We start from the raw sequence: 25,226 nt of genomic DNA on the forward strand, positions 1-25,226 counted from the left end.
GTGTTTGGGGGACACCGCATCATGCGGTGTCCCTTTTTATTTTATAGCGGCCTATTCTTTCCTGTACGTTCCCACGATTTGAGGAGTCACCATGCAAGCGGCAATCGTAACAGCGCTGGGGCAACCCCCGGTTTTCGGCACCTTTGAGGAGCCTCAGGCGCAGGCGAATGAAGTGCCGATCGACGTTCTGGCGGCCGGCATCAAACAGCTGGATCGCGCCACCGTCGCCGGCACCCACTATTCCAGCCCGAAGCAATTGCCGATCGTGCCCGGCACCGATGGCGTTGGCCGTACGGCGGACGGGCAACGGGTGTACTTCGCCTCTTTCCGTCGCCCTTACGGCGCGATGGCAGAGCGCAGCGTCGCGTCCTGGACGGTGCCGGTGCCGGCGACGGTGGACGACGCCACGGCGGCCGCGCTGATCAATCCGGCCTTCGCCGCCTGGTTGCCGCTGCGCTGGCGGGCGGATCTGCAGCCCGGTGAAACGGTGCTGATCATCGGCGCCACCGGCACCTCGGGCAAGCTGGCGGTCGCGGCGGCGCGTCAGGCGGGGGCCGGACGCATTGTTGCCGCCGGCCGTCGACTGAGCGTGCTGGAGGCATTGGGTGTAGACGCCACGGTGGATCTGAGCCTGCAGGGCGAGGCGCTGACGCAGGCCTTCGCGGCGGCGGCGGGGCCGGGCGGTTATCAGGTAATCGTCGATTACATCTGGGGCCCGGCGACTGAAGCGCTGCTGGCAACGCTCAACAATCACGATCTCTCGTCTTACGCCGGCGGACGCGGCATTCGCTTGGTCAATGTCGGTTCGATGGCCGCGCCGGACATCCGGCTGCCGGCGGCGGTGTTGCGCAGCAATCAGCTGCAGATCCTCGGCAGCGGCACCGGCAACTTTCCGCCGATCCCGGAGATGCAGCGCTACGCGACCGAGATTTTGGCGCTGGCGGCGACCGGAGCGCTCACTATCGAGACGCAGGAGCACGCGTTGGCGGAGATCGCCGAGGTGTGGGATCTGAACAAGAAAAGCGACGTGCGTTCGGTGATGCGCATCGCCCGTTAACCCCGGCCGCTAGCGGCAAGGGCAGACCAGGTGAATGTCTTCCGGCTCACGGGCGAACAATTCGGTATCCGGCTGTTCGATGAGCCGGCAGCCCTGCGCCAGATAGAAGTCTACGGTGCTTTTATTGGGGATGGAGGAGACATACAGCCCGGCGGCGCCGTCTTGCGCCGCCTGACGCAGGCAGAGCTGGAACAGCTGCCTGCCTAACCCCTGGCCGCGTTTGTGCGCGCTGACGTAAAAGAACAGCAGCTGGCGCAGATCCCGCTGTGGGCCGCGCGGCTCGGTGTCCAGCGCCGCCGCCGCCACGATCTCCTCGCCTTCGAACAGCGCGAAGAACGCGCCGCCGCGATCGAAGCACGCTGCGTGGATTGGCGTATAGGTTTCCCGATCGTGCGGATCCCAGCCGCGCACGTCGTAGTACTCCGCATAGGATTGCAACTTGCCGTCCTGTAGGCGATACAGAGTGTCGATAATTTCGCTGCGGTCGATATCCCATAGCCGGTCGAGTTGCTGCCGTTGCAGCAGAACAGGGGCAATCATGGTCGTGGTTCACTCTCAGTCTGTGGCCGATAACTTTCCGGCAAATCGATGATGAAGCCGATGCCGCGATCGTCAAGGCCTTCGGTAACGCGCAGCTGCGCGCCGATTTTGTCGGCCAGGTTTCGGGCGATGGCCAATCCGAGCCCGCTGCCGGTTTGCTGCGTGCCGGGCACGCGGTAAAAGCGTTCAAACAGGCGGGAATGATGTTCTTCGCTCACCCCCGGGCCGTTATCGCGTAACGTAATATAGCAGCCGAGCGGCGCCAGCGAGCGGATATTGGCCTCGATGCGGCTGCCGGGCGGCGCGTACTTGAGCGCGTTATCCAGCAGGTTGGTGAAGATGGCGATCAGCGCATGGCGGTCGGTACTCACCACCACATCCTCGCTGCCGTCGAGCGACAGTTCGACATCTTTCTCCAGCGCATAGGGGACGTGCTGTGCGATGCATTTGCCGATCTCCGCATAGATATCCACCGCCTCAATCTTCAGCGGAAAATCTTCCGCCTCCAGCTTGGCCAGGTTGATCAGCTGGCGTGACAGCGACGCCGCGCGATCCAGCCCTTGCTGCATGTCGCCGATGATTTCCCGGCGCTCCTGCTGCTCGCTGACCTGGGTCAGCAAATGTAGCTGCGCCAGCACGGCGGCGATCGGCGTGCGCAGCTCGTGCGCGGCGTCGGCCATAAAGCGTTTCTCGCGCTGATTGGCCGCGTCGATGCGCGCCATCAGTTTGTTGACCTCCATCACCACCGGCCGGATTTCCTGATACTGCTCACTGACGTTGAGCGGCGACAGGTTGCCAGGCTGGCGATCGGAAATGGTGCGGGCGATCTGGCGCAATGGCCGCAGGCTGAAGTAGGCGGTAAACAGCAAGGTAATGATGATCGCCGCCAGAATGCCCAACAGCGGTACGGCGGTGCTTTCCGCCGGGTTGCCGAACAGCGTGGTGCGATCGTTGAAAGACTCGCCGACGATCACCCGGTACTGGCGCTTTTCGCTCCAGCTACCGGCAAGGTGCCAGTTGGCGCCGGCGTAATTGACGGAGCCGGACAGCACCGAAGGCGGCAGGCGCAGCGGTTCTTCCTGCGTTTGTGAGCAGTAAAGCACCCGGTTATCCCGATCGTAAACCACGAACAGCGGATGATAGTCGAATTGATCCTGCATGCCATTATTGATGGAATCAATGTACATGCTTTCGATGGTTTTGATGATGCCGCGGTAATCGATATTATCGGTGCCGGTTTCATCGAGAATATTGGCGATGCCTGCGGCGACGATGCGTTGCTGGTTATCGAAATATTTCTCCATGTCGGGGTAATACCAGTACTTCACCCAGGCGACGAGGATCCCCCACAATAATAAAATGGCCAGGACCTGGAAAATAATGGTGCGCATAAAGAAGGATTTGAAACCGATCATCCCGCTACTCTTTCTTCAGCAAATAGCCAATGCCGCGTACGGTAATGATTCTTTCTTTACCAATCTTGCGGCGTAAATTATGCATGTGTACTTCCAGCGAGTTGCTTTCCACGCTATCGCCGTGGCCGAACAGCCGCTGTTCCAACACCGCTTTGCGCACCACGGTGCCGGCGCAGCGCATCAGTTCGTGCAGCAGGTGATACTCTTTTTTCGACAGCATCAGCAGTTCGTTATCCAGCATGACCTGATGGTTGACCGGATCGAGATACAGCGCGCCGAGGCTCCAGGTTTGAGACGCGAAGCCCGCCATGCGCCGGTTGACTGCCTTGACGCGCGAGATGAGTTCGGGCAGCGCGAAAGGTTTGGCCAGAAAGTCGTCCGCGCCGGAGTCGAGGCTGTTCACCAGGCTCTCGATGCGATCGCGGGCGGTCAGGATGATGATCGGGATATTCTGTCCGGCGGCGCGCCAGGCGACCAGCTTCTGCAAACCGTCGCCGTCCGGCAGCGTGAGATCCAACAGCATCAAATCGAACCCGCCGGGTGAAAGTTTATTTTCCGCGTCGGTGAGCAGGCGCACCCAGCACAAATTAAAGCCGGCCAGCTCCAATGCTCGGCACAGCGCCTTGCCTAATTGCAGGTCGTCTTCCACCAACAGTATGTTCACGTTATTTCCGCTGAGAGCCTTGAGTCGCGATTATCTAACTATAACGCTGACGGGAAGACAACGAGGAAAACCGCTCTGCCTGCGCGTTCTTAAGCAAACCTTAATCTGGCTTTAATCTCGCGTTAAGGGAGCGGGGGGGAATTTCAGTTATTTTGCTGCCATTCGAAATCATGGCTGAGGGAGCGAAACATGCAGACTGAAGGTTTCCCGAACGCGGGCGCCTCGCGGCGGCTGATGTATTCAGGCGTGGCGATGCTGCTCGTTCTGTTGATGCTGTCTTTTCGCGGTGATGCGCAGAGCCATAGCCACGGCGGCCATCATGCTTCCGCTTTGCAGCGGGTGCATCAGGCGGCGGCGACGGACGCTTACGGCTGCGCCAAGTCGCGCATTAAAAAGCAGCTGCGCCGCCTGGCTCAGCTTTGAAGCGTTTTTTAGGGTGCCGCTCTATACTCTGACGGGCAAACGGAAGGCCTGTGCGCAGGCCGTTGTTGACATCGCCAACCAGAGAAAAAATACGATGATGAAAGTGGCATTGGTGACCGGCGCAAGCCGGGGAATTGGCCGCGCGACCGCTTTGCTGCTGGCCCGGCAGGGCTATGCGGTGGGCGTGAATTACCTGCGCGACGAAAGTGCGGCGCGGCAGGTGGTGGCGGAGATTGAGGCGCAGGGCGGCAAGGCGCTGGCGCTGCAGGCCGACGTGGCCGATGAAGCGCAGGTGATGGCAATGTTCAGCGCGCTGGATGCCGGGCTGGGCACGCTCAGCGCGCTGGTCAACAACGCCGGCATTCTGTTCCGGCAGGCGAACATTGAACAGTTGACCGCCGAGCGCATCAATAAGGTGCTCGGCACCAACGTCACCGGGTATTTCTTGTGTTGCCGCGAGGCGGTGAAGCGCATGGCGCGGCGCCATGGCGGGCAGGGCGGCGCTATCGTCAACGTTTCCTCCGCGGCGTCCCGGTTGGGGGCCGCGGGGGAATACGTCGATTACGCCGCCTCGAAAGGCGCCGTCGATTCGTTGACCATCGGGCTATCGCTGGAGGTGGCGGCGCAGGGCATCCGCGTCAACGGCGTGCGGCCCGGATTCATCTATACCGAGATGCACGCCAGCGGCGGCGAACCCGGCCGGGTGGATCGCGTGAAGGACAGTTTACCGATGCAGCGCGGCGGCCAGCCGCAGGAAGTGGCGGAGGCGATCGCCTGGCTGCTGTCTGACGCCGCGTCTTATGTGACCGGCACCTTTATCGAGGCCGCAGGCGGGCGTTGAACGCATCCGGAGAATTTTGACATCCCTTCGGAGGTGATGTATTTTGATTAAATAACAACCAAAATGTAGTTACAAAAATGTATTTTTATTTTGAATGGAATCAGGATAAAAATCACAGTAACCAGCGCAAACACCGTGTCAGTTTTGAGATAGCGCAACGGGTTTTTCTGGATCCCAACCATTTGGCTGTGCTGGAAAGGATCGAGGATGGAGAAGAACGTTGGCAAACGATCGGTATGGTCGGATCCTGTTTGCTATTGCTGGTGGCACATACGACGATCGAAACGGATGTCGAAGGCGATACAGTAGAGATCGTGCGTATCATTTCAGCACGCAAGGCCGATGCCAAAGAGAGGGGAAGATATGAAGCGCAAAAATTCCGCCAAAAATCTGGCCCATAGCGTACTCCCGCCGTTGACGGAGGAGCAGAAAGCGCAAATTGCTTCACTGAGTGCGTTGCCGGACGAGGGAATCGATTATGCCGATGCGCCGGCGCTGGGGGAAGAAACGTGGCAGACTGCGGTTCAGGGGCGTTTTTATAAGCCGATGAAAGTATCAAAAACCATCCGAATCGATGCGGATGTGTTGGCTTGGCTTCAGCGACCAGGCAAAGGCTATCAGAAACGCCTGAACGCCGTGTTGCGTGAGGCGATGTTGAAAGAGCATGAGCACGAGGAATAATTTGTGTCAGGCGGCTAACGATCCGGTGAGATTCTCACCGGATTTTTTTGCTGTTTTTTCAGGTAATGCGTTATCAACGCCGGCTGTCTCCTTGCGGCGCTCGGTCAAAACCACACAAACGGTCATTAACGGTCATGGCGCGGAACGTGGAATTGTGACCGTTTACCGTTTCTCTCCTGTCTGTCTCAGGCGGTCGCGCATCATAACTGTCTGTTACTCCACACTTTCGTAATTATTCATTTCATTTCCTTCCCGATTTTTTTGACAACTATCACAGCGCGATCGTTGACCGATCGCGGGGCGATGCGCTTTGCGTCTGCGCGCAAAACGCGGCGCGGCAAATCGATATCGTAATCATCGTCGTGGAGGAGAAAAGAAACATGCTGCCTGTAGAACGTCATCGCTTTATTACCGAAGTCTTGAGCCAGCGCGGCCGCGTGATGGTGCAGGAGGTGGCGCAGCTGTGCCACATCTCTATCGAGACGGCGCGGCGTGATCTGGCCCTGCTGGAACGGCGCGGCCTGCTGCTGCGCAGCCACGGCGGCGCGGTCTTCGTCGAGCCGCCGGCGGTGGAAAAAACCTATGTGCCCGCCGAGATAGATCAGGGGGAGTCCTTCCGCCAGCGCAGCAATGAGTCGCCGGAGCAGAAGACGCGCATCGCCAAACGCGCGCTGGAGTTTATCGCGCCCGGGGATTGCCTGCTGCTGGACAGCAGCTCCACCAGCTGGTTTTTGGCGCGCCAGCTGCCGGATATCTCGCTGGTGGTGCTGACCAACTCGCTGCACATCATCCAGACGCTGGCCTGCAAGGCCAACGTGCGCACCATCGGGCTGGGGGGCGAGTATTCCGCCAAGTACGAGGATTTTATCGGCGTGCTGGCGGAGCAGATGCTGAAAGAGTTCGTGATCAACAAGCTGTTTTTCTCCTGCCACGGCATTTGCCAGGACGGCGGCATCCGCGAGAGCAATGAGCACCATGCGCGGCTGAAGCAACAGATGCTGCTGGCCTCGGAGCGCAAGTTCCTGCTGGTGGACAGCAACAAGTTCGGCCGCCGCTCGTTCGCCCGCATTTGCCATTACCGGGAAATAGATACGCTGATCACCGACAGGCTTGGCGATGACGAGTTTCGTCAGGAATTGGCCTGGAACAACGTCGATGTGATTGAAGTTTCACCCGCCGCGAAAAGGGCGGCGCGATAACAACAACGAAAACCTTTTATTACAGCCAACACTTGTGGAGAGAGAACAATGAAAAAATCCGTACTGGTCGGTCTGTTTGCCTCGCTGCTGCTGTCGGTCTCCGCGCAGGCGGCGGACAAGCTGAAAATGGGCGTGGTGGTGAAGATCGGCGGCATTCCCTGGTTCAACGCCATGGAGGCCGGCATCAAAAGCGAGAGCGCCAAACGCGGCATCGACGCCTGGATGGTCGGGCCGACGGCGGCGGATCCTGCGCTGCAGGTGCGCGCCATCGAGGATCTGATCGCGCAGAAGGTGGACATCATCGGCGTGGTGCCGAACGACGCCCGGGTGCTGGAGCCGGTGCTCAAGCGCGCGCAGGAGGCGGGCATCAAGGTGATCGTGCACGAGTCCCCCGGCCAGAAGTACGCCGACTGGGATTTTGAGCTGGTGGACGCCTCGCAGCACGGGGTCAACCACATGAAAGCGCTGGCCGCCTGCATGAAAGAGCAGGGCAAGTACGCGGTATACGTCGGCAGCCTGACGGTGCCGCTGCACATCACCTGGTCGGACTCGGCCATCAATTACCAGAAGCAGCACTACCCGAACATGCAGCTGGTGGGCGACAAGTTCGGCGTGGGGGAATCGCTGGATGACAGCGTGCGCACCACCAACGATCTGATGGCCAAATATCCCGATCTGAAAGGCGTGCTGGCGTTCGGTTCGCAGGGGCCGATCGGCGCCGGGCGCGCGGTGCTCAACCGCGGCAAAAGCAACGATATCTGCGTCATCGGGCCGTTCAGCCCAGGGCAGGGCGCTTCGCTGGTCAATCGCGGCGCCATCAAGGGCGGTTATATCTGGAACCCGATGGTGGCGGGCGAAGTGTTCGTGCGCATCGCCGACATGATGCACAAGGGCGAAAAAATCACCGATGGCATGACCATCGAAGGCATGGGCAAGGTGCAGGTGGATGCGCAGCAGCACACCATTCTCGGCAATGCCACCGAAAGCCTGGATAAGCAAAACCTGCCGAAGCTGGTGAAGATGGGGCTGTAATCATGGCGATTTCCGGCAATACGGCAACGCGGGGCGCGCCGCTGATCGAACTGCAACAGCTGTCGATGACCTTCGGCGGGCAGCGCGCGCTGAACGATATTTCATTGGCGCTGATGCCGGGGGAGGTGCACTGCCTGGCCGGCACCAATGGCTGCGGCAAGAGTACGTTGATCAAGGCGATCGCCGGCGTGTATCAACCGGATGACGGCAGCCGCATTACCTTCGATGGGCAAACCTTCGGCCGGCTATCGCCGGATCAGGCGCGCGCCTTCGGCATTCAGGTGATCTATCAGGATCTGTCGCTGTTTCCCAACCTGACGGTGGCGGAAAACATCGCCTTTGAGCACAACCTGCACGGGCTATTGGGATGGCACCGCCCGGCGAGGCTGCGGCGCACCGCCGAGCGCCTGCTGCAGGAGCTGAATTTCAATCTCGATCTCGACAAACCGGTAGCGGAACTGCCGATCGCCCAGCGCCAGCAGGTGGCGATCTGTCGCGCGCTGGTGGCGCAGGCACGGCTGGTGATCATGGATGAACCGACCGCCTCGCTGACCCGCACCGAGGTCAATCAGCTGCTGCGCACGGTGGATTATTTGAAAGCGCAGGGCATCTGCGTGGTGTTCGTCAGCCACCGGCTGGACGAGGTGCTGGAGATCTCCGATCGCGTCACGGTGATCCGCGACGGCAACAAGATCGGCACCTGGCCGGCGGCGGAGATCACCGGCGATCGCCTGACCGAATTGATGACCGGCCTGACGCTGGACTATCGCCTGAAGTCACCGAGCATGAATAAGGATCGGGTGATGCTGGAGGCGGATCGTCTCAGCCGCGCCGGGCAGTATCACGATGTCAGCTTCCGCCTGCATCAGGGCGAGGTGCTCGGGCTGTGCGGACTGCTCGGCTCCGGGCGCACCGAGCTGGCGCTGAGCCTGTTCGGCATGACCCGGCCGGACAGCGGCAAGCTTTACCTCGACAGCAAACCGGTGCGCTTTCGCGGCCATGAGGACGCGATCAAAGCCGGCATCGGCTACGTCTCGGAGGATCGCCTGACGCTCGGCCTGGTGCAGCAACAGTCGGTGGCGGACAACGCGGTGCTGACCATTCTCGATAAGCTGCGCGGGCGTTTTCGCCTGATTGACGACTACCGCAAGAATCGCATCGTCGCGGAGTGGATCGCCAAACTTGGCGTGCGGGTGGCGGATCCGGAGCAGGCGGTTTCGACGCTGTCCGGCGGCAACCAGCAAAAGATCGTGTTGGCCAAGTGGGTGCTGACCCAACCGCGGATCCTGATCCTCGACTCGCCGACCGTCGGTGTCGACGTCGGCGCCAAGGCCAGCATCTACCAACTGATCCATCTGCTGGCGCAGGAGGGGATCGCGATTCTGCTGATCTCCGACGAGGTGCCCGAGGTGTATTACAACTGCGATCGGGTGCTGCACTTCAGCGGCGGCAGCGTGATCGGCGAGTACCTGCCGGAGCAGGTGAGCCAGCAGCAGCTGGCGGAGGCGGTTAATGCGTAGATTCAGTCTGAAACCGCGCGGCAACGAAGGCTACCTGGCCTGGGTGCTGCTGCTGACGGTCATCGTCTTTTCGCTGCTCAGCGATCAGTTTTTGACGGTGCAAAACCTGCTCGATCTCAGCGAAAGCTACGCGGTGAGCGGCATATTCGCTCTCGGCCTGTTCGTGGTGCTGGTGACCGGCGGCATCGACATTTCCTTCGCCGCAGTCGCCTCGGTGGTGCAGTACCTGATCGCCACGCTGGCGACGCATTACGGCCTGGCCAGCCCGACGGGCAGTATTTTGCTGGCGTTGGCGATCGGCGCCGCGCTCGGCATGGTCAACGCGCTGTTGATCTACTGCCTGCGCATCGTCTCGATCATCGTCACCATCAGCATGCAGGCGTTGTTGTTCGGCATGCTGATGTGGCTGACCAACGGCCGCAGCCTGTACGCATTGCCGGACTGGTGGACGCTGCCGCGCAGCGTGCTGCCGTTCCAACTGGGTGAGCAGAGCTATCAGCTCGGTTTGCCGACGCTGGTGATGCTGGCGGTGGCGCTGCTGACCTGGCTGCTGCTGAACAAAACGCACCTCGGGCGCCAGCTGTTTGCCGTGGGCGGGGATGCGGAATCGGCGCGGCGCATCGGCATTCGCGTCGGCCTGCTGCATCTGTTCGCCTATGGCTATCTGGGCGCGATGGCGGCGATCGGCGGCCTGGTGCAGGTGTATCGCATGGGGGAAGTGGTGCCCAACGCGCTGGTGGGCGGCGAGCTCGACGTGCTGGCGGCGGCGGTGCTGGGTGGCGCCAGCCTGAACGGCGGCAAGGGCAGCGTTGTCGGCACGCTGATGGGCGTGTTCCTGATCGGCGTGCTGAAAAACGGCCTTAACCTGATCGGCGTGTCCAGCTACTTCATGAACGTGGTGATCGGTCTGGTGATCGTCGCGGCGATCACCGTCACTCACTACAAGAAACGCAAAGAAACCGACGTTGGTTTCGCCTGAGGAGCGCTTGATGGGCAACAACCTGAAATTTCGTCTGGACGGGGCCGCCGTCGGTTTGCTGGCCTTGCTGCTGGCGGTGGTGCTCGCCTTCAGCCTGCTGATGCCGGGGCGCTTCTTCAGCGGCGCCACCTTCACCAGCGTGGCCTTCCAGCTGCCGGAGCTGGGCCTGCTGACGCTGGCGATGTTCATTCCGATCCTCAGCGGCGGCCTGAACCTGTGCATTATCGCCAGCGCCAACCTGACCAGCCTGCTGATGGCCTGGCTGTTCATCAGCTACCTGCCGGCGGACGCCGGGCTGGGCTTGCAGGCGCTGTGTCTGGCCTTGGCGCTGGCGGCGGCGATGCTGCTGGCCGGGCTTATCGGCGCGGCGACCGGCGCACTGGTGGCCTACGTCGGCGCGCACCCGATTTTGGTGACGCTGGCCACCATGACCACGGTCAACGGCATCGGCATCTACCTGACGCGCGGCGCAGCCCTGAGCGGCATGCCGGAGATCGTGCGGTTTATCGGCGCCGAGAGCGTGCTGGGCGTGCCGGTGCCACTGTGGATCTTCCTGGCGGTCGCCGCCTTGCTGGCGCTGTTCCTGCAGAAAACCCGGCTCGGCAAATGCATCTACATGAGCGGCAGCAACATCAACGCCACCCACTTCAGCGGCGTGAATACCCATCGGGTGCTGATCGCCATTTACACCCTCTCCAGCCTGCTGTGCGTCATTGCCGGGCTGGTGATGATGGCGCGCTTCAACTCGGCGCGCATGGGCTACGGCGACTCTTACCTGCTGCTCACGGTGCTGGCGATCATTCTGGGCGGCACCGATCCGTTCGGCGGTTTTGGCCGGGTCAGCGGCGTGGTGCTGGCGCTGATCGTGCTACAGGTGATCGCGACCGGTTTGAATCTGATGAACGTCAGCCCGCATTTCAGTCTGGCGATGTGGGGCGCCGTGCTGATCGCGGTGCTGGCGCTGAAGTTTTTCCGGCATCGCTATCGGCAGCGGCGGGCGATGCGCCGCAGCGCGGCCCAGGCCAGAACCGCGGCGGGCCACTGATCCTTTTCCCTTTTGCGCAGGATAACGCTAATGAAATACCAGATTTCGCCTTCACTGATGTGCATGAACCTGATGGATATCCGCCAGCAATTGGCGGTGCTGAACCGCCGCGCCGATATGCTGCATATCGACATCATGGACGGGCATTACGTTAAAAACATCACGCTGTCGCCGTTCTTTATCGAACAGATCCGCCCGCACACTTCGTTGTTGCTGGATGTGCATCTGATGGTGGAGAACCCGACCGACTTTATCGAGCCAATCGCCCGCGCCGGCGCGGACTTTATCTGCCCGCACGCTGAAACCATCAACCGCGACGCGTTTCGGGTGATCAATCAAATCCGCGCGCTGGGCAAAAAAGTGGGGGTGGTGCTGAACCCGGCCACGCCGGTGGAGTTTATTCGCCACTACCTTCACCTGCTGGACAAGGTCACCGTCATGACCGTCGATCCGGGCTATGCCGGGCAGCCGTTCATTCCCGAGATGCTGGAAAAGATCCGCCAATTGCGCGATCTGAAAAGCCAACAAAATCTGCGCTATCTGATCGAGATCGACGGATCCTGCAACCAGCGCACTTACCGCGATCTGATGGGTGCCGGTGCAGAAGTGTTGATCGTCGGCAGCTCCGGGCTGTTCAATCTCGATCCGGATCTGGAGACGGCATGGGAAAAAATGCTGGATCAGATGCGGCAGGCGGCCTGAGGCGGGGGACATGATGCGGTATTTTCTTGGCGTTGACGTCGGCGGCACCAATACCCGCCTGCTGTTGATGGATGATGAAGGTGAATTCAGCGGTTACCGCAAGATAGCGACCGCCGACTGGGCGCGGCAGGCCGATCCGCTGGCGGCGTTGGGCCGGCTGATCGCCGGGCATTGCCAAGATCGTCAGGTGGCGCAGGTGATGCTGGGGCTGCCGGGGATCCTCAGCCGCGATCGCTCACGGGTGCTGTCGCTGCCGTTTATCCCGGCGCTGGACACTCAGCCGGTGGCGGCGCTGTTGGCCGATTTGCTGGCGCTGCCGGTGCGAATGGACAAGGACGTCAATCATCTGCTGTGGTGGGATCTGCAGCAGCTGCCTGCGTTGCCGCAGGTGGCGGTCGGGCTGTATCTGGGCACCGGCATGGGCAACAGCCTGTGGCTGAACGGCGATTTTTACCACGGCGCGCACGGCGCCGCCGGCGAGCTGGGGCACATTCCCTGGCCGGGCCATCAGGGCGAATGCCCGTGCGGTAAACGGGGCTGCGTCGAGAGTCTGACGTCCGGTCACTGGCTAACCGGCTGGGCGCGCGCCAACGCGGCGCAAACGCCGTTCGACCGGTTGTTCGAACGCCACGGCGATCATCCTGATCTGCAGCGCTTCGTCGAGCGATTGGCGCAGACCATCGCCGTCGAAATGAACGTGATCGACCCCCAGCGCCTGATCCTGGGCGGCGGCGTGATCGCCATGCGCGGTTTTCCGCTGGCGCGGCTGGAGCAAGAGATCCGCCGTCATCTGCGCGCGCCGCAGCCGGCGCAGGGGCTGACGATCTCCGTCAGCCGCCTCAGCGATGAAACCGGCAGCAAAGGCGCCTGTCTGGCCGCCCGGCGCCACCTCCAATTGAGCAGGGAGTACCAGCAATGAAAGGCAAAGTCTGCGTGTTCGGTTCGTTCAACCTGGATATCGTCGCCGGCATGGCGCGCTTTCCGCAGCCCGGCGAATCGCTGATCGCCCGCAACAGCATGATGGGGGCGGGCGGCAAGGGTGCCAACCAGGCGACCGCCGCGCTGCGCGCCGGAGCGCGGGTGCATTATATCGGCAAGGTGGGACGCGACGACTTCGGCACGTTCGCCCGGCGCCACCTCGCCGCCGCCGGTTTCGATGCGGTGACGCTGTTCTCTACCGGCGATTGCCCCACCGGCAATGCGCTTATCTACGTTGCCGGCGAGGATGCGGAAAACATGATCGCCGTCGATCCCGGCGCCAACCTGACGGTCAGCGAAGACGAGGTGCGTCAGTGCCGGCCGGCGATCGCCGCGGCGGATATTCTACTGACTCAATTGGAGAACAACCTGCCGGCGATCGAGCAGGTGATCGCCATTGCCCGCGAAGCGCAAACGTTCATCATACTCAACCCGGCGCCGTTTCAGCTGGTGCCGGACAGCCTGTTGGCGCAGGTCGATCTGCTGACGCCCAACGCCACCGAGTGCACGTTGCTGACCGGCGTGCCGGTGCGCGATGTGGCTTCGGCGCGCCAGGCGGCGCAGGTGTTGCACGCCAAGGGCATTCGTTTGCTGATCGTGACGTTGGGCACGCAAGGGGCGTTGTTCTCGGACGGGGAAAACAGCGAACTGATCCCGGCGTTTCCGGCACAGCCGAAAGACACCACCGGCGCGGGCGATGCGTTTAACGGCGCCTTGGCGGCGCAACTGGCGAATCAGGTGCCGTTAGCCGAGGCGGTGCGCTTTGCCGCCGCCTATGCGGCGGTCTGCGTGGAGCGCGCCGGTGCGGCGGGATCGATGCCGAGCTATGAGGAGGCGTTGGAACGCCAACGGACGTTCGCGTGACGATAACGGGCTGCGGCGCGGAGGCGGCAGCCCGGTTCCCCTATTTCAACCAGCCTTTGCGCTGCGCGTCCCGCAGATGTTGCTCCAGGTGGCGCCACAGCTCGGGATGCACGTCGGCGATCGCCGCATTGCGCGACAGTACCTGCTCCAGGCTGATGCCGTTTTCCACCCAGCTCTGGCCTTCGTTGTGCAGGTTCATCAGCATCGGCATGGTGCGATCCAGCAGCAAGGCGAAGCGGGCATCGGCGCTTTCGCCATCTTCATACTCCTGCCATAAAGCGGTGAAATACTCGCGCTGTGTCTGCGGCAGCATGCCGAACAGACGGCGCGCCGCCGCCACTTCCTGATCGTGGATCGCCGCGCGGGCGGCCAGATCGTAGACCAGTACGTCACCGGCGTCGATTTCCACGATGTCATGCAGCAGCGCCATCTGGATCACGCGCTGAATGTCTACGTCATCACCGGCGTACGGGGCCAGGCTCATGGCGGCGATGGCGAAGTGCCAACTGTGTTCGGCGGAGTTTTCCTGGCGCTGGATGCCCAGCACTTTGGTGCGGCGTTGCACGCCTTTCAACTTATCGATTTCCATCAGGAACTGGATGGCCTGGGTCATTGAACCGAAATCTAACGCGGGTACAGCGGATGACATGGTGTAAACCTCAAGGTGGGTGGGTTGAAGCCTGACGATTGTAGACCACCGGGCAGGGGATTTCGATGGTTACACGCGTTCACATTTTTATTTTAGCGTACACGTGTACACTGGAATTATTCTCAGTTAAGCTGCTTTGCGTTAATTTCGAACAAAGCAGGGCATTTTGAGGGGTTGCGCGTTATGGGGAAAACGGACGTAGTGAAAGCCGGGACCAATAAGATTGTCGCCGCGGCTTATCCGTGGGCGGAAGAGATCGCCAACAGCATCAGCCACGGCATCGGGCTGGTGTTCGGCATCGTCGGCCTGGTGTTGCTGTTGGTGCAGGCGGTGAATACCGGCGCCGATGCGACGGCCATCACCAGTTACAGCCTGTACGGCGGCAGTATGATTCTGCTGTTTCTCGCTTCCACGCTGTACCATGCGATTCCGCACCAGAAGGCCAAGCATTGGCTGAAAAAGTTCGATCACTGCGCCATTTATCTCCTGATTGCCGGCACTTACACACCGTTTTTGCTGGTGGGGCTGGATTCGCCGCTGGCGAAGGGATTGATGGCGGTAATCTGGGGGTTGGCGCTGCTCGGCGTGCTGTTCAAACTGGCCTTCGCCCACCGTTTTGAAGCCCTGTCGTTGGTGACCTACCTGACGATGGGCTGGCTGTCGCTGATCGTGATTTATCAGTTGGTCACGCGGCTGGAGGCCGGCGGCGTCACCCTGCTGGCGATCGGCGGGGTGGTCTATACCCTGGGCGTGATTTTCTACGCTTCCAAGCGCATTCGCTTTGGCCACGCCATCTGGCACGGCTTCGTGCTCGGTGGCAGCGCCTGCCATTTCATGGCGATCTACCTGTACGTCTAAGCGTTGCCGCTACGTCTGAATGCGTATTGAACTGGCGCCTCTTTTGTTTTAAAAAAGAGGCGCTTGCTTCTTTCGGGTATCCAGCAAGCCCGTTCCTTCATTTCTGAGCCCGCATACCGTTTCTTTAACCTCTGTTCAGGACTCACCAAGATGATCGTTCGCTTATCCAAAGCGCTGCTGGTCTGCGCTATCGCCTTGTTCGCTTCGCTGGTCGCCTTCGGCAACATCACCGACTACGGCTCCAACTTCGCCTTTGTGCGCCATGTCTTTATGATGGACACGATTTTCCCCGACGCCACCATCGGCTATCGCTCGATACAGACGCCGTGGCTGCATCACGCCGGTTATATTTTCATCATCGCGCTGGAAAGCCTGACCGCGCTGCTGTGCTGGATCGGCGGCCTGCGACTGTTGGGCGGCCTGAAACTGCCCGCCAGGGCCTTCAACGGTCGCAAAAAGCTGGCGGTGGTCGGCCTGACGCTGGGCTTCCTCACCTGGCAGGTCGGTTTCATGTCGATAGGCGGCGAGTGGTTCGGCATGTGGATGTCGAAGCAGTGGAACGGCGTTCCCGATGCCTTTCGTTTCTTCATCACCATCATTTTGGTGCTGATTTATCTGGTGCAGCGCGACGGGGAGTTGGACGAGTAACGAAGATGGCCGCAGGCAGGGCGCCTGCGGCCGACGGATTATTTCTCTTCGGCCAGCGAGTAGGGCAACGGTTTGATCGCCAACTGGCTGGCGGCATCGTCGCGTACCCGCAGCTTGCTGTCGGCGTCCAAATCGTTGTTCATCACCACCTGCACCCACAGCGTGCCGTCGGCCAATTGGCTCGACGCCAGTACGGTGCCGGTGCGGCGCCAGTTTTCACCCAGCTGCAGCTCCAGATCTTCCGCCGCCTGCGGGGCGCGAGCGGCTTTACCTTCCAGCCAGTAGAGCGCGCGTTTGTTGGCGCCGCGGAATTTGGCGCGCGCCACCATCTCCTGGCCGGTATAGCAGCCCTTGCTGAAGCTGATGCCTTCCAGCGCCTGCAGGTTGGTGGCCTGCGGGATCAGCTGCGCGCTGTTGGCGGCGTCGATAATCGGATAACCGGCTTCGATCTCCAGCGCCAGCCACTGGCTGCTGTCATTCAGTTCCGCCTGATCATGCAGTTTGCCGATCAGCTGTTCGGCCACGGCGGGGCGGGTCACCAGCAGAAAACGTTCCGCCGGCGCAGCGAAGTGCAGCAGCGTGGTTTCGCCTTCCTGCACCACCGGGTGCTCGACGCTCGGCAGCGTGGCGAACAGGCCCGCCAGCGCGGCGCGCGCCTGGAAACCGGCGACCCCCAGCAATACCGCGTCATTATCGGCGGCGATGGTGACTTTGGAAAACACCGCATATTTTTTGATTTCAGCCAGTTGGCTGTCCAGCACGCTGCGGCGCTCCAGATAGGCGAAGCCTTCGCCACGGTGGAACAGACGCAGGTTGCTCCACATTTTGCCCTTGGCGTCGCAGTGGGCGCACAGCACGTGTTGATCGGCCGCCAGCGCGTCGATGTCCGCCGTCACCTGGCCCTGGAGATATTTCACCGCGTCCGGCCCGTTCAGCGTCACCAGCGCCCAATCTTCCAGCGAGATCAGCGTCAGGGGCAGATGGGTGGAAGCGGAGGGCTGACGGGGTGGGAATGGAATGTTATGCGCCATAGTAAGTTCCTGCTCAACGTTTAGCTTACCTGAAGGGTATTGAACCCATGGTAAAAGAGGCGGCGGGCTTTGCAAACTGTTATTCGCGCCGCGGCGCCGGGGAGCGCTTTTTTTGGCATTTTGCGCTTTATTGCGTTTTCCGCCACAAAGCGCCTTCCCGGCGTGTATGTCAAATTGTTACTCTATAGGCTTGCGGCCAGGGCACCCTTGCAGACAGATCCCCGGTTGATGGAATTATATTGCGACGGCGTTGCCATACAGTGTGTCATTTGAACCCTGCGCTGGCGCTGCCGCGCTGAAAAGAGGTGAGTCATAACAACATGGATATTAACAACAAAGCACGTATTCACTGGGCTTGCCGTCGTGGCATGCGCGAGCTGGACATCTCCATCATGCCGTTCTTCGAATACGAATACGACAGCCTGAATGACGCGGACAAGGCGCTGTTCATCCGTCTACTCGAGTGCGACGATCCCGATTTGTTCAACTGGCTGATGAATCATGGCGCGCCGCAGGACAGCGAGCTGCAAAGAATGGTGACCCTGATCCAAACGCGAAATAAAGATCGTGGCCCAGTGGCGATGTGATATCCGCATTTCCTGGCGCACCCAGCTGTTCTCTCTGTTGACCCACGGCGTCCTGATCCTGCTGATCCTGATTTCGCCCTGGCCGGAAGGCTTTGGTCCGCTCTGGCTGGTGTTGCTGACGCTGGTGGTGTTTCAGTGCATTCGCAGCCAGAAGCGCATCGCTGCGGTGCAGGGTGAACTGCGGCTGCTGGCGGACAGGCGTTTCAGCTGGCACGGCCGCGAGTGGCGGCTGGCGAAAAAGCCCTGGATGCCGGGCTACGGCCTGCTGCTGACGCTACAGCCTATGGAGGGCAAAAAGCGCCGTCGGCTGTGGCTGGCTTCCGACTGCATGAGCAAAGAGGAGTGGCGCCACCTGCGGCAGCTGTTGCTGTATCCGCCGGCGGGTGACGGCGAACAAGACTGATAGGGGGCGCCGGCGCGAATCATGTCGCCGGCGCTCGGCGTTTGGGGAAGATCGCCCGATAGCGGCTACAGCAGCGGCTCCATTTCCAACAGGATCTGTTCGCACCATTGCTGCAGGCGCTCTTCGCTCAGATCGTATTGGTTGACCTCATCGAGCGCCAGGCCGACGAAGTGTTTGCCGTCGGCGCTCAGCGGTTTGGGGCTGGTGAACTCGAAGCCCTCAGTTGGCCAGAAGCCGATGAACTGCACGCCCAGCGGCGCGATGTGATCGTGCAGCATGCCCAGCGCGTCGAGGAACCACTCGCCGTAACCGAGCTGATCGCCCATGCCGTACATGGCGACGATCTTGCCTTTCAGATCCAGCGCCGGCAGCTGCGGCCAGATCGCTTCCCAGTCTTCCTGCAGTTCGCCGAAATCCCAGGTCGGGATGCCGAGGATGAGAATGGAATAGTCCTCCATCAGCTTGGGCGAGACGTCTTTCAGGTTGTGCAGGTCGACCAGGTCTTCACCCAGAATCTCACGGATTTTTTCTGCCGCCATCTCGGTGTAGCAGGTGCTGGAGCCGTAAAACAGACCAATCTTCATGTGTAAACCGTTACGTTGCTGTTTAGAGAATTGCAGCGAGTATACCTGATTTGCGTCGGCTTAAGGCATAATGGCGCGGGTGGAAATGCAACGAAGAGAGGACCGCGTGCAACAGCAAGACAATGCGCTGATTGAACAATTCCTGGATGCGCTGTGGCTTGAGCGCAATCTGGCGGAAAATACGCTGGCCTCCTACCGGCTGGATTTGCAGGCCCTGGGCGCCTGGCTTGGCCAGCAAAACACCGATTTGCTGCAGGCTCAGGCCTTGGATCTGCAGGCGTTTCTCGCCGAGCGGGTGGACGGCGGCTACAAGGCCACCAGCTCCGCGCGCTTGCTGAGCGCCATGCGTCGCCTGTTTCAGTATCTGTACCGCGAAAAGCTGCGCGCCGACGATCCCACCGCGCAGCTGGCTTCCCCGAAGTTGCCGCAGCGTTTGCCGAAGGATCTGAGCGAGGCGCAGGTCGATGCGCTGCTGCAGGCGCCCTGCGTCGATCAGCCGCTGGAGCTGCGCGACAAGGCGATGCTCGAGGTGTTGTACGCGACCGGGCTGCGGGTCTCTGAGCTGGTGGGGTTGAACATCAGCGATGTCAGCCTGCGTCAGGGCGTGGTGCGGGTGATCGGCAAGGGCAACAAGGAGCGGCTGGTGCCGCTGGGCGAAGAAGCGGTCTACTGGATCGAAAATTATCTGGAGCACGGTCGCCCGTGGCTGGTCAACGGCCAGACGCTGGATGTGCTGTTCCCTAGCAACCGGTGTCAGCAAATGACCCGACAGACGTTCTGGCATCGCATCAAACACTATGCCATCCTTGCGGGCATCGACAGCGAGCGTCTGTCGCCGCACGTGTTGCGGCACGCGTTCGCCACCCATTTGCTGAACCATGGGGCCGATCTCCGTGTCGTACAGATGTTGTTAGGCCACAGCGATCTCTCGACCACGCAAATTTATACTCATGTAGCGACCGAACGACTGAAACAGCTACATCAACAGCATCACCCGCGCGCCTGAGCGGCGGGTTCGAAAGGATTGGAACAATGAAAAAAGGTTTAATGCTGCTCTCTCTGCTGGTGGCTTCGGTGGCCGGCGCCGCCCATGCCGATGACGCGGCGATCAAAAAAGCGCTCGCCAGCCTGGGCATTCAGCAGGCGGACGTGCAGCCTTCGCCGGTCAACGGCCTGAAAACCGTGCTGACCGACAGCGGCGTGCTGTACGCCTCCGAAGACGGCAAGCACATCCTGCAGGGCCCGCTGTTCGACGTCAGCGGCAAAGAGCCGGTCAACGTGACCAACCAACTGCTGAGCACCAAGATGGACGCGCTGAAAGATCAGATGATCGTTTACAAAGCGCCGAAAGAGAAACACGTGATCACCGTGTTCACCGATATCACCTGCGGTTACTGTCACAAACTGCATCAGCAGATGAAAGAGTACAACGATCTGGGCATTACCGTGCGTTACCTGGCGTTCCCGCGCCAGGGGCTGGCTTCCCAGGCTGAAAAAGACATGCAGTCGATCTGGTGCACCGCCGACAAGGCCAAGGCGTTCGACGCCGCCATGAAGGGCGACGCCGTTTCTCCGGCGACCTGCAAAACCGACATCAGCAAGCATTACGAGCTGGGCGTGCAGTTCGGCATTCAGGGCACGCCGGCCATCATCCTGGAAAACGGCATGATGATCCCGGGCTATCAGGGGCCGAAAGAGATGGCCGCCATGCTGGACGCGCATCAGGCCGCCACCAAAGCCGGTGGTTAATCGCCGGTGAGTATCAAAACGCAACTACGCCGCCGCCCGGCGGCGGACGACACGCATCTGCCTGCCAGTTTGCCGCCGCTTCTGCGTCGGCTTTACGCCCTGCGCGGCGTGCAGGCTGAGCAAGAGCTGGAGCGCGGCGTTAAGGGCATGCTGCCCTGGCAACAGCTGGACGGCATCGACGACGCCGTCAGCCTGTTGCAGCAAGCGCTGGCCGACGGTCGCCGCATCATGGTGGTGGGCGATTTCGACGCCGATGGCGCCACCAGCACCGCGCTGACGGTGCTGGCGCTGCGCAGCATGGGCGGCGCAGCCGTCGATTATCTGGTGCCTAACCGTTTCGAAGACGGTTACGGCCTGAGCCCCGAAGTGGTGGAGCAGGCGGCGGCGCGCGGCGCAGAACTCATTGTTACCGTCGATAACGGCATCTCCTCCCACGCCGGCGTCGACGTGGCGCACGCCAAAGGCATGCAGGTGCTGGTGACCGATCACCACCTGCCGGGCGAGACCCTGCCGGCGGCTGAAGCGATCGTTAACCCCAACCTGCGCGGCTGCGCCTTCCCGTCCAAATCGCTGGCGGGGGTAGGCGTGGCGTTCTACCTGATGCTGGCGCTGCGCGCCCGGCTGCGGGACAGCGGCTGGTTCGAGCAGCGCGCGCTGGCGATGCCGAATCTGGCGGAACTGCTGGATCTGGTGGCGCTCGGCACCGTGGCCGACGTGGTGCCGCTGGACGCCAACAACCGCATTCTGGTGTATCAGGGGTTAAACCGTATTCGCGCCGGCAAATGCCGACCGGGCATCCGCGCGCTGCTTGAGGTGGCCAACCGCGACGCCCGCCAACTGGCGGCCAACGATCTCGGTTTCGCCCTCGGCCCGCGGCTCAACGCCGCCGGCAGGCTGGACGACATGTCGATCGGTGTGGCGCTGCTGCTGAGCGACGACATCGCGCAGGCGCGCATGCTGGCCAACGATCTCGATGCGCTGAACCAGACGCGACGCGAGATAGAGCAGGGCATGCAGGTGGAAGCCCTGCAGCTGTGCGATCAGCTGGAGCGCACCAGCACCGAGCTGCCTTACGGGCTGGCGATGTATCATCCGGAATGGCATCAGGGCGTGGTGGGCATCCTCGCTTCGCGCATCAAAGAGCGTTTCCACCGTCCGGTGATCGCTTTCGCGCCGGCGGGCGACGGCATCCTGAAAGGCTCCGGCCGTTCGGTGCCCGGCTTGCACATGCGCGACGCGCTGGAGCGGCTGGATATGCTGAACCCCGGGCTGATGATGAAGTTCGGCGGCCACGCGATGGCGGCCGGGCTGTCGCTGGAAGAGGCTAAATTCGACGAGTTCCGCCAGCGTTTCGGCGAGCTGGTGGGCGAATGGCTCGATCCGGCGATGTTGGAAGGGGTGATCTGGTCCGATGGCGAACTGGCGATGCAGGAGCTGTCGTTGACGACGGCGGAGCTGCTGCGCGAGGGCGGCCCGTGGGGCCAGGCGTTCCCGGAACCGACCTTCGACGGCAAGTTCCGCATCCTGCAGCAGCGGTTGGTGGGTGAGAAACACCTGAAGCTGATGGTGGAACCGCTTGGCGGCGGCCCGTTGCTCGACGGCATCGCGTTCAACGTGGACACCACGCTGTGGCCGGACAGCAGCGTGCGCGAAGTGGAACTGGCCTACAAACTCGACGTCAACGAGTTTCGCGGCAACCGCAACGTGCAACTGCTGATCCAGCACCTTTGGCCGCGCTGAGGCGAAATTGAACACAACTCGGGGATTGGGCTCTCCAATCCCCGGCATCCTTCCCGATCGCCACAAAAACTGACCAACTCGCTATAAACTGCCGCCCGGATCCGTTAGAATTAGCGGTTCCAATGGCATTCCGCCATCGACGACATCAACGTAAAAGAACGCAAAACCATGTTTGAAATTAACCCGGTAAAAAACCGAATTCAGGACCTGTCCGAGCGGACTGCGGTTCTTAGGGGGTATCTTTGACTATGATGCCAAGAAGGAACGCCTAGAAGAAGTCAACGCCGAGCTGGAGCAGCCGGACGTTTGGAACGAACCGGAGCGCGCACAGGCGCTCGGCAAAGAGCGCGCCGCGCTGGAAGCCATCGTTGAAACCATCGATCACCTGCAGCAGGGCAGCGAAGACGTCAGCGGTCTGCTGGAACTGGCGGTGGAAGCCGACGATGAAGAGACCTTCAACGAAGCGGTCGCCGAACTCGATCAACTGATCGCCAAGCTCGAGCAGCTGGAATTCCGCCGCATGTTCTCTGGCGAATACGACAGCGCCGACTGCTATCTGGACATTCAGGCCGGCTCCGGCGGCACCGAAGCGCAAGACTGGGCCAGCATGCTGCTGCGCATGTACCTGCGCTGGGCCGAAGCCAAGGGCTTCAAGACCGAAGTGATCGAAGAGTCCGACGGCGACGTTGCGGGCCTGAAATCGGCCACCATCAAGATCATCGGCGACTACGCGTTCGGCTGGTTGCGCACTGAAACCGGCGTTCACCGCCTGGTGCGCAAGAGCCCGTTCGACTCCGGCGGCCGTCGCCACACCTCGTTCAGCTCGGTGTTCATCTACCCGGAAGTGGACGACGATATCGACATCGATATCAACCCGGCGGATCTGCGCATCGACGTGTACCGCGCCTCCGGTGCGGGCGGTCAGCACGTCAACAAAACCGAATCCGCCGTACGTATTACTCACCTGCCAACCAACATCGTGGTGCAGTGCCAGAACGATCGTTCTCAGCATAAGAACAAGGATCAAGCGTTTAAACAGCTGCGAGCCAAGCTGTACGAGTTTGAGATGCAAAAGAAAAATGCTGATAAACAGGCGATGGAAGACAACAAGTCCGACATCGGCTGGGGCAGCCAAATCCGTTCTTACGTGCTGGATGACTCCCGCATCAAGGATTTGCGCACCAACGTCGAAACGCGTAACACGCAGGCCGTACTGGATGGCGACCTGGATAAATTCATTGAGGCAAGTTTGAAAGCCGGGTTATGAGGAATAGAAATGTCTGAACAACAAGTACAGGGCGCCGATCAGGCGCTGGATCTCAATAACGAGCTGCAGTCCCGCCGCGAGAAACTGGCCGGCCTGCGTGAGAACGGCATTGCGTTCCCGAACGACTTCCGTCGCGACTCCACCTCCGACAAACTGCACGCCGCGTACGGCGATAAAGACAACGAAGAGCTGGAAGCGCTGGGCGTAGAAGTGACCGTCGCCGGCCGCATGATGACCCGCCGCATTATGGGCAAGGCATCTTTCGTTACGCTGCAGGACGTGGGCGGCCGCATTCAACTGTACGTCGCGCGCGACGATCTGGCTGAAGGCGTGTACAACGAGCAGTTCAAGAAGTGGGACCTGGGCGATATCCTCGGCGCGCGCGGCAAGCTGTTCAAAACCAAGACCGGCGAACTGTCGATCCACTGCACCGAACTGCGTCTGCTGACCAAAGCGCTGCGTCCGCTGCCGGACAAATTCCACGGCCTGGCGGATCAGGAAACCCGTTACCGCCAGCGTTACCTGGATCTGATCGCCAACGAAGAGTCGCGCAACACCTTCAAGGTGCGTTCTCAGGTGATGTCGGCTATCCGTAACTTCATGGTGGAACGCGGCTTCATGGAAGTCGAAACCCCGATGATGCAGGTGATCCCGGGTGGCGCGTCGGCGCGTCCGTTCATCACCCACCACAATGCGCTGGATATCGACATGTACCTGCGCATCGCGCCGGAACTGTATCTGAAGCGTCTGGTGGTCGGCGGCTTTGAGCGCGTGTTCGAAATCAACCGCAACTTCCGTAACGAAGGCGTTTCTCCGCGTCACAACCCAGAGTTCACCATGATGGAACTCTACATGGCTTACGCGGATTACAAAGACCTGATCGAGCTGACCGAGACGCTGTTCCGCACCCTGACCGAGAAAGTGCTGGGCACCTCTCAGGTGCAGTACGGCGACGAAGTGTTCGACTTCGGCAAGCCGTTCGAGAAGCTGACCATGACCGAGGCGATCAAGAAATACCGTCCGGAAACCGATCTGGCTGACCTGGCCGACATGGGCAAAGCGGTGGCCATCGCGGAATCCATCGGCATCAAGGTTGAGAAGAGCTGGGGCCTGGGCCGCGTCGTGACCGAGATCTTCGAAGAAGTGGCGGAAAGCCATCTGATTCAGCCGACCTTCATCACCGAGTACCCGGCTGAAGTGTCGCCGCTGGCGCGCCGCAACGACGTGAACCCGGAAATCACCGACCGCTTCGAGTTCTTCATCGGCGGCCGTGAAATCGGCAACGGCTTCTCCGAGCTGAACGACGCCGAAGACCAGGCGCAGCGCTTCGCCGATCAGGTGAACGCCAAAGACGCCGGCGACGATGAAGCGATGTTCTACGACGAAGACTACGTCACCGCGCTGGAGCACGGCCTGCCGCCGACCGCCGGTCTGGGCATCGGCATCGACCGCATGGTGATGCTGTTCACCAACAGCCACACCATCCGCGACGTGATTCTGTTCCCGGCGATGCGCCCGCAGAAATAATCGCGTTTAGCGTGCAACAACCGGTGCGGGCAACTGCGCCGGTTTTTTTTCGTCTGCAGGACTTAACCGCTTAAAACATCGACAGTTACGCGCCATCTCCGCTTGCCCGCCGCCGATAACCGGTTATAATGCCTGTCGCACACCGATGCGGGTGTAGTTCAATGGTAGAACGGCAGCTTCCCAAGCTGCATACGAGGGTTCGATTCCCTTCACCCGCTCCAGTACCCCCTCATAAAAGCATCC

The 25,226-nt window shown here is 61.0% G+C and carries 28 protein-coding genes and 1 tRNA gene; 23 read left to right on the top strand and 6 right to left on the bottom strand.

Annotated features, from left to right (window positions below):
* The first annotated feature begins 91 nt into the window (after positions 1–91).
* On the top strand, positions 92–1,057 hold the full coding sequence (locus tag ACUTQY_RS05750) for a quinone oxidoreductase family protein (protein WP_033652179.1): 966 nt from the start codon (positions 92–94) through the stop codon (positions 1,055–1,057).
* A 9-nt stretch (positions 1,058–1,066) separates the two neighbouring features.
* Here the strand turns inward: ACUTQY_RS05750 and ACUTQY_RS05755 are convergent, their stop codons facing one another.
* The 3 genes from ACUTQY_RS05755 to ACUTQY_RS05765 are packed head-to-tail and all read right to left on the bottom strand — an operon-like array spanning position 1,067 to position 3,676.
* Positions 1,067–1,594 (bottom strand): GNAT family N-acetyltransferase, encoded by a 528-nt coding sequence (locus tag ACUTQY_RS05755; protein ID WP_052752719.1) that lies wholly within the window; start codon positions 1,592–1,594, stop codon positions 1,067–1,069.
* Positions 1,594–3,012 carry an ATP-binding protein gene (locus ACUTQY_RS05760; RefSeq protein ID WP_046687758.1) on the bottom strand — a complete coding sequence of 473 codons (1,419 nt, stop codon included), beginning with the start codon at positions 3,010–3,012 and terminating at the stop codon, positions 1,594–1,596. Before ACUTQY_RS05760 ends, ACUTQY_RS05755 begins: the two co-directional genes overlap by 1 nt.
* 4 nt (positions 3,013–3,016) lie before the next feature.
* A complete protein-coding gene (locus ACUTQY_RS05765) occupies positions 3,017–3,676 on the bottom strand; it encodes a response regulator (RefSeq protein WP_033644757.1) in 660 nt (219 codons plus the stop codon).
* Positions 3,677–3,865: 189 nt separating this feature from the next.
* Here ACUTQY_RS05765 and ACUTQY_RS05770 point away from each other — a divergent pair, with 189 nt between their 5' ends.
* The 12 genes from ACUTQY_RS05770 to rbsK all read left to right on the top strand — a co-directional run bounded on the left by ACUTQY_RS05770 (position 3,866) and on the right by rbsK (position 13,940).
* Positions 3,866–4,099, top strand: coding sequence for a hypothetical protein (locus tag ACUTQY_RS05770; protein WP_046687757.1), 234 nt, complete (start codon positions 3,866–3,868; stop codon positions 4,097–4,099).
* 97 nt (positions 4,100–4,196) lie between these two features.
* Positions 4,197–4,940 (top strand): SDR family oxidoreductase, encoded by a 744-nt coding sequence (locus ACUTQY_RS05775; protein ID WP_046688537.1) that lies wholly within the window; start codon positions 4,197–4,199, stop codon positions 4,938–4,940.
* 77 nt (positions 4,941–5,017) lie between these two features.
* Positions 5,018–5,341, top strand: a complete 324-nt coding sequence (locus ACUTQY_RS05780) for a BrnT family toxin (RefSeq protein ID WP_071883578.1) — start codon at positions 5,018–5,020, stop codon at positions 5,339–5,341.
* Complete coding sequence (locus tag ACUTQY_RS05785; RefSeq protein ID WP_016929995.1) at positions 5,304–5,621, top strand: BrnA antitoxin family protein; 318 nt, start codon at positions 5,304–5,306, stop codon at positions 5,619–5,621. The genes ACUTQY_RS05780 and ACUTQY_RS05785 overlap by 38 nt, the downstream gene beginning before the upstream one ends.
* Before the next feature lie 380 nt (positions 5,622–6,001).
* Complete coding sequence (locus ACUTQY_RS05790; protein WP_033644759.1) at positions 6,002–6,820, top strand: DeoR/GlpR family DNA-binding transcription regulator; 819 nt, start codon at positions 6,002–6,004, stop codon at positions 6,818–6,820.
* 48 nt (positions 6,821–6,868) lie between these two features.
* A complete protein-coding gene (locus ACUTQY_RS05795) occupies positions 6,869–7,852 on the top strand; it encodes a substrate-binding domain-containing protein (protein ID WP_025304134.1) in 984 nt (327 codons plus the stop codon).
* A gap of 2 nt (positions 7,853–7,854) precedes the next feature.
* On the top strand, positions 7,855–9,372 hold the full coding sequence (locus ACUTQY_RS05800; protein WP_046687756.1) for a sugar ABC transporter ATP-binding protein: 1,518 nt from the start codon (positions 7,855–7,857) through the stop codon (positions 9,370–9,372).
* A complete protein-coding gene (locus tag ACUTQY_RS05805) occupies positions 9,365–10,351 on the top strand; it encodes an ABC transporter permease (protein ID WP_033652174.1) in 987 nt (328 codons plus the stop codon). Before ACUTQY_RS05800 ends, ACUTQY_RS05805 begins: the two co-directional genes overlap by 8 nt.
* 10 nt (positions 10,352–10,361) lie before the next feature.
* Entirely contained in the window at positions 10,362–11,396 is a 1,035-nt protein-coding gene (locus ACUTQY_RS05810) for an ABC transporter permease (RefSeq protein WP_046687755.1), read from the top strand.
* Positions 11,397–11,426: 30 nt separating this feature from the next.
* Positions 11,427–12,098 carry a D-allulose 6-phosphate 3-epimerase gene (alsE, locus tag ACUTQY_RS05815; RefSeq protein ID WP_033644765.1) on the top strand — a complete coding sequence of 224 codons (672 nt, stop codon included), beginning with the start codon at positions 11,427–11,429 and terminating at the stop codon, positions 12,096–12,098.
* Positions 12,099–12,108: 10 nt separating this feature from the next.
* The gene (gene alsK / locus ACUTQY_RS05820; RefSeq protein ID WP_046687754.1) at positions 12,109–13,017 is read left to right on the top strand and encodes an allose kinase; all 909 of its coding nucleotides are present in this window, start codon (positions 12,109–12,111) and stop codon (positions 13,015–13,017) included.
* The gene (gene rbsK / locus ACUTQY_RS05825; RefSeq protein ID WP_046687753.1) at positions 13,014–13,940 is read left to right on the top strand and encodes a ribokinase; all 927 of its coding nucleotides are present in this window, start codon (positions 13,014–13,016) and stop codon (positions 13,938–13,940) included. The genes alsK and rbsK overlap by 4 nt, the downstream gene beginning before the upstream one ends.
* Before the next feature lie 40 nt (positions 13,941–13,980).
* Here rbsK and ACUTQY_RS05830 read toward each other — a convergent pair whose 3' ends face one another.
* Positions 13,981–14,589, bottom strand: a complete 609-nt coding sequence (locus ACUTQY_RS05830; RefSeq protein ID WP_046687752.1) for an HD domain-containing protein — start codon at positions 14,587–14,589, stop codon at positions 13,981–13,983.
* A 183-nt stretch (positions 14,590–14,772) separates the two neighbouring features.
* On the opposite strand from ACUTQY_RS05830, the gene trhA reads away from it, so the two are divergent.
* Positions 14,773–15,447: a PAQR family membrane homeostasis protein TrhA gene (gene trhA / locus ACUTQY_RS05835; RefSeq protein ID WP_033644772.1), complete on the top strand. Its 675-nt coding sequence runs from the start codon at positions 14,773–14,775 to the stop codon at positions 15,445–15,447.
* A gap of 150 nt (positions 15,448–15,597) precedes the next feature.
* The gene (locus ACUTQY_RS05840) at positions 15,598–16,095 is read left to right on the top strand and encodes a DUF2165 family protein (RefSeq protein WP_033644774.1); all 498 of its coding nucleotides are present in this window, start codon (positions 15,598–15,600) and stop codon (positions 16,093–16,095) included.
* Positions 16,096–16,133: 38 nt separating this feature from the next.
* Here ACUTQY_RS05840 and ygfZ read toward each other — a convergent pair whose 3' ends face one another.
* Positions 16,134–17,126: a tRNA-modifying protein YgfZ gene (gene ygfZ / locus ACUTQY_RS05845; RefSeq protein ID WP_033644775.1), complete on the bottom strand. Its 993-nt coding sequence runs from the start codon at positions 17,124–17,126 to the stop codon at positions 16,134–16,136.
* Positions 17,127–17,446: 320 nt separating this feature from the next.
* Here ygfZ and sdhE point away from each other — a divergent pair, with 320 nt between their 5' ends.
* A complete protein-coding gene (sdhE, locus tag ACUTQY_RS05850) occupies positions 17,447–17,713 on the top strand; it encodes an FAD assembly factor SdhE (RefSeq protein WP_019455657.1) in 267 nt (88 codons plus the stop codon).
* Complete coding sequence (locus tag ACUTQY_RS05855) at positions 17,694–18,116, top strand: protein YgfX (RefSeq protein ID WP_042785308.1); 423 nt, start codon at positions 17,694–17,696, stop codon at positions 18,114–18,116. The genes sdhE and ACUTQY_RS05855 overlap by 20 nt, the downstream gene beginning before the upstream one ends.
* Positions 18,117–18,181: 65 nt before the next feature.
* Here the strand turns inward: ACUTQY_RS05855 and fldB are convergent, their stop codons facing one another.
* Complete coding sequence (fldB, locus tag ACUTQY_RS05860; protein ID WP_033635825.1) at positions 18,182–18,700, bottom strand: flavodoxin FldB; 519 nt, start codon at positions 18,698–18,700, stop codon at positions 18,182–18,184.
* Between the two features lie 106 nt (positions 18,701–18,806).
* Between fldB and xerD the strand changes: the two genes are divergently transcribed.
* The 6 genes from xerD to ACUTQY_RS05890 all read left to right on the top strand — a co-directional run bounded on the left by xerD (position 18,807) and on the right by ACUTQY_RS05890 (position 25,204).
* The gene (xerD, locus tag ACUTQY_RS05865; protein WP_033644935.1) at positions 18,807–19,706 is read left to right on the top strand and encodes a site-specific tyrosine recombinase XerD; all 900 of its coding nucleotides are present in this window, start codon (positions 18,807–18,809) and stop codon (positions 19,704–19,706) included.
* A 26-nt stretch (positions 19,707–19,732) separates the two neighbouring features.
* Positions 19,733–20,449, top strand: a complete 717-nt coding sequence (dsbC, locus tag ACUTQY_RS05870) for a bifunctional protein-disulfide isomerase/oxidoreductase DsbC (RefSeq protein WP_033644784.1) — start codon at positions 19,733–19,735, stop codon at positions 20,447–20,449.
* A gap of 6 nt (positions 20,450–20,455) precedes the next feature.
* On the top strand, positions 20,456–22,189 hold the full coding sequence (gene recJ / locus ACUTQY_RS05875; protein ID WP_033639478.1) for a single-stranded-DNA-specific exonuclease RecJ: 1,734 nt from the start codon (positions 20,456–20,458) through the stop codon (positions 22,187–22,189).
* Between the two features lie 168 nt (positions 22,190–22,357).
* A protein-coding gene (prfB, locus tag ACUTQY_RS05880) for a peptide chain release factor 2 (protein WP_099783420.1) occupies positions 22,358–23,456 on the top strand; the annotation gives its coding sequence in 2 pieces (ribosomal slippage) (positions 22,358–22,432 and positions 22,434–23,456; 1,098 coding nt in all).
* 9 nt (positions 23,457–23,465) lie between these two features.
* Entirely contained in the window at positions 23,466–24,983 is a 1,518-nt protein-coding gene (lysS, locus tag ACUTQY_RS05885; RefSeq protein WP_004931697.1) for a lysine--tRNA ligase, read from the top strand.
* Between the two features lie 147 nt (positions 24,984–25,130).
* Positions 25,131–25,204, top strand: a tRNA-Gly gene (locus ACUTQY_RS05890).
* Positions 25,205–25,226 lie beyond the last annotated feature (22 nt).

This window comes from Serratia sp. TSA_130.1 (assembly GCF_052691795.1).

Bases quoted from the DNA above. Each gene is read 5' to 3' on its own strand.
- ACUTQY_RS05750 (WP_033652179.1), top strand. From the start codon at position 92: ATGCAAGCGGCAATCGTAACAGCGCTGGGGCAACCCCCGGTTTTCGGC.
- ACUTQY_RS05760 (WP_046687758.1), bottom strand. From the start codon at position 3,012: ATGATCGGTTTCAAATCCTTCTTTATGCGCACCATTATTTTCCAGGTC.
- ACUTQY_RS05770 (WP_046687757.1), top strand. From the start codon at position 3,866: ATGCAGACTGAAGGTTTCCCGAACGCGGGCGCCTCGCGGCGGCTGATG.
- ACUTQY_RS05775 (WP_046688537.1), top strand. From the start codon at position 4,197: ATGAAAGTGGCATTGGTGACCGGCGCAAGCCGGGGAATTGGCCGCGCG.
- ACUTQY_RS05780 (WP_071883578.1), top strand. From the start codon at position 5,018: ATGTATTTTTATTTTGAATGGAATCAGGATAAAAATCACAGTAACCAG.
- ACUTQY_RS05785 (WP_016929995.1), top strand. From the start codon at position 5,304: ATGAAGCGCAAAAATTCCGCCAAAAATCTGGCCCATAGCGTACTCCCG.
- ACUTQY_RS05790 (WP_033644759.1), top strand. From the start codon at position 6,002: ATGCTGCCTGTAGAACGTCATCGCTTTATTACCGAAGTCTTGAGCCAG.
- ACUTQY_RS05795 (WP_025304134.1), top strand. From the start codon at position 6,869: ATGAAAAAATCCGTACTGGTCGGTCTGTTTGCCTCGCTGCTGCTGTCG.
- ACUTQY_RS05800 (WP_046687756.1), top strand. From the start codon at position 7,855: ATGGCGATTTCCGGCAATACGGCAACGCGGGGCGCGCCGCTGATCGAA.
- ACUTQY_RS05805 (WP_033652174.1), top strand. From the start codon at position 9,365: ATGCGTAGATTCAGTCTGAAACCGCGCGGCAACGAAGGCTACCTGGCC.
- ACUTQY_RS05810 (WP_046687755.1), top strand. From the start codon at position 10,362: ATGGGCAACAACCTGAAATTTCGTCTGGACGGGGCCGCCGTCGGTTTG.
- alsE (WP_033644765.1), top strand. From the start codon at position 11,427: ATGAAATACCAGATTTCGCCTTCACTGATGTGCATGAACCTGATGGAT.
- alsK (WP_046687754.1), top strand. From the start codon at position 12,109: ATGATGCGGTATTTTCTTGGCGTTGACGTCGGCGGCACCAATACCCGC.
- rbsK (WP_046687753.1), top strand. From the start codon at position 13,014: ATGAAAGGCAAAGTCTGCGTGTTCGGTTCGTTCAACCTGGATATCGTC.
- ACUTQY_RS05830 (WP_046687752.1), bottom strand. From the start codon at position 14,589: ATGTCATCCGCTGTACCCGCGTTAGATTTCGGTTCAATGACCCAGGCC.
- trhA (WP_033644772.1), top strand. From the start codon at position 14,773: ATGGGGAAAACGGACGTAGTGAAAGCCGGGACCAATAAGATTGTCGCC.
- ACUTQY_RS05840 (WP_033644774.1), top strand. From the start codon at position 15,598: ATGATCGTTCGCTTATCCAAAGCGCTGCTGGTCTGCGCTATCGCCTTG.
- ygfZ (WP_033644775.1), bottom strand. From the start codon at position 17,126: ATGGCGCATAACATTCCATTCCCACCCCGTCAGCCCTCCGCTTCCACC.
- sdhE (WP_019455657.1), top strand. From the start codon at position 17,447: ATGGATATTAACAACAAAGCACGTATTCACTGGGCTTGCCGTCGTGGC.
- fldB (WP_033635825.1), bottom strand. From the start codon at position 18,700: ATGAAGATTGGTCTGTTTTACGGCTCCAGCACCTGCTACACCGAGATG.
- dsbC (WP_033644784.1), top strand. From the start codon at position 19,733: ATGAAAAAAGGTTTAATGCTGCTCTCTCTGCTGGTGGCTTCGGTGGCC.
- lysS (WP_004931697.1), top strand. From the start codon at position 23,466: ATGTCTGAACAACAAGTACAGGGCGCCGATCAGGCGCTGGATCTCAAT.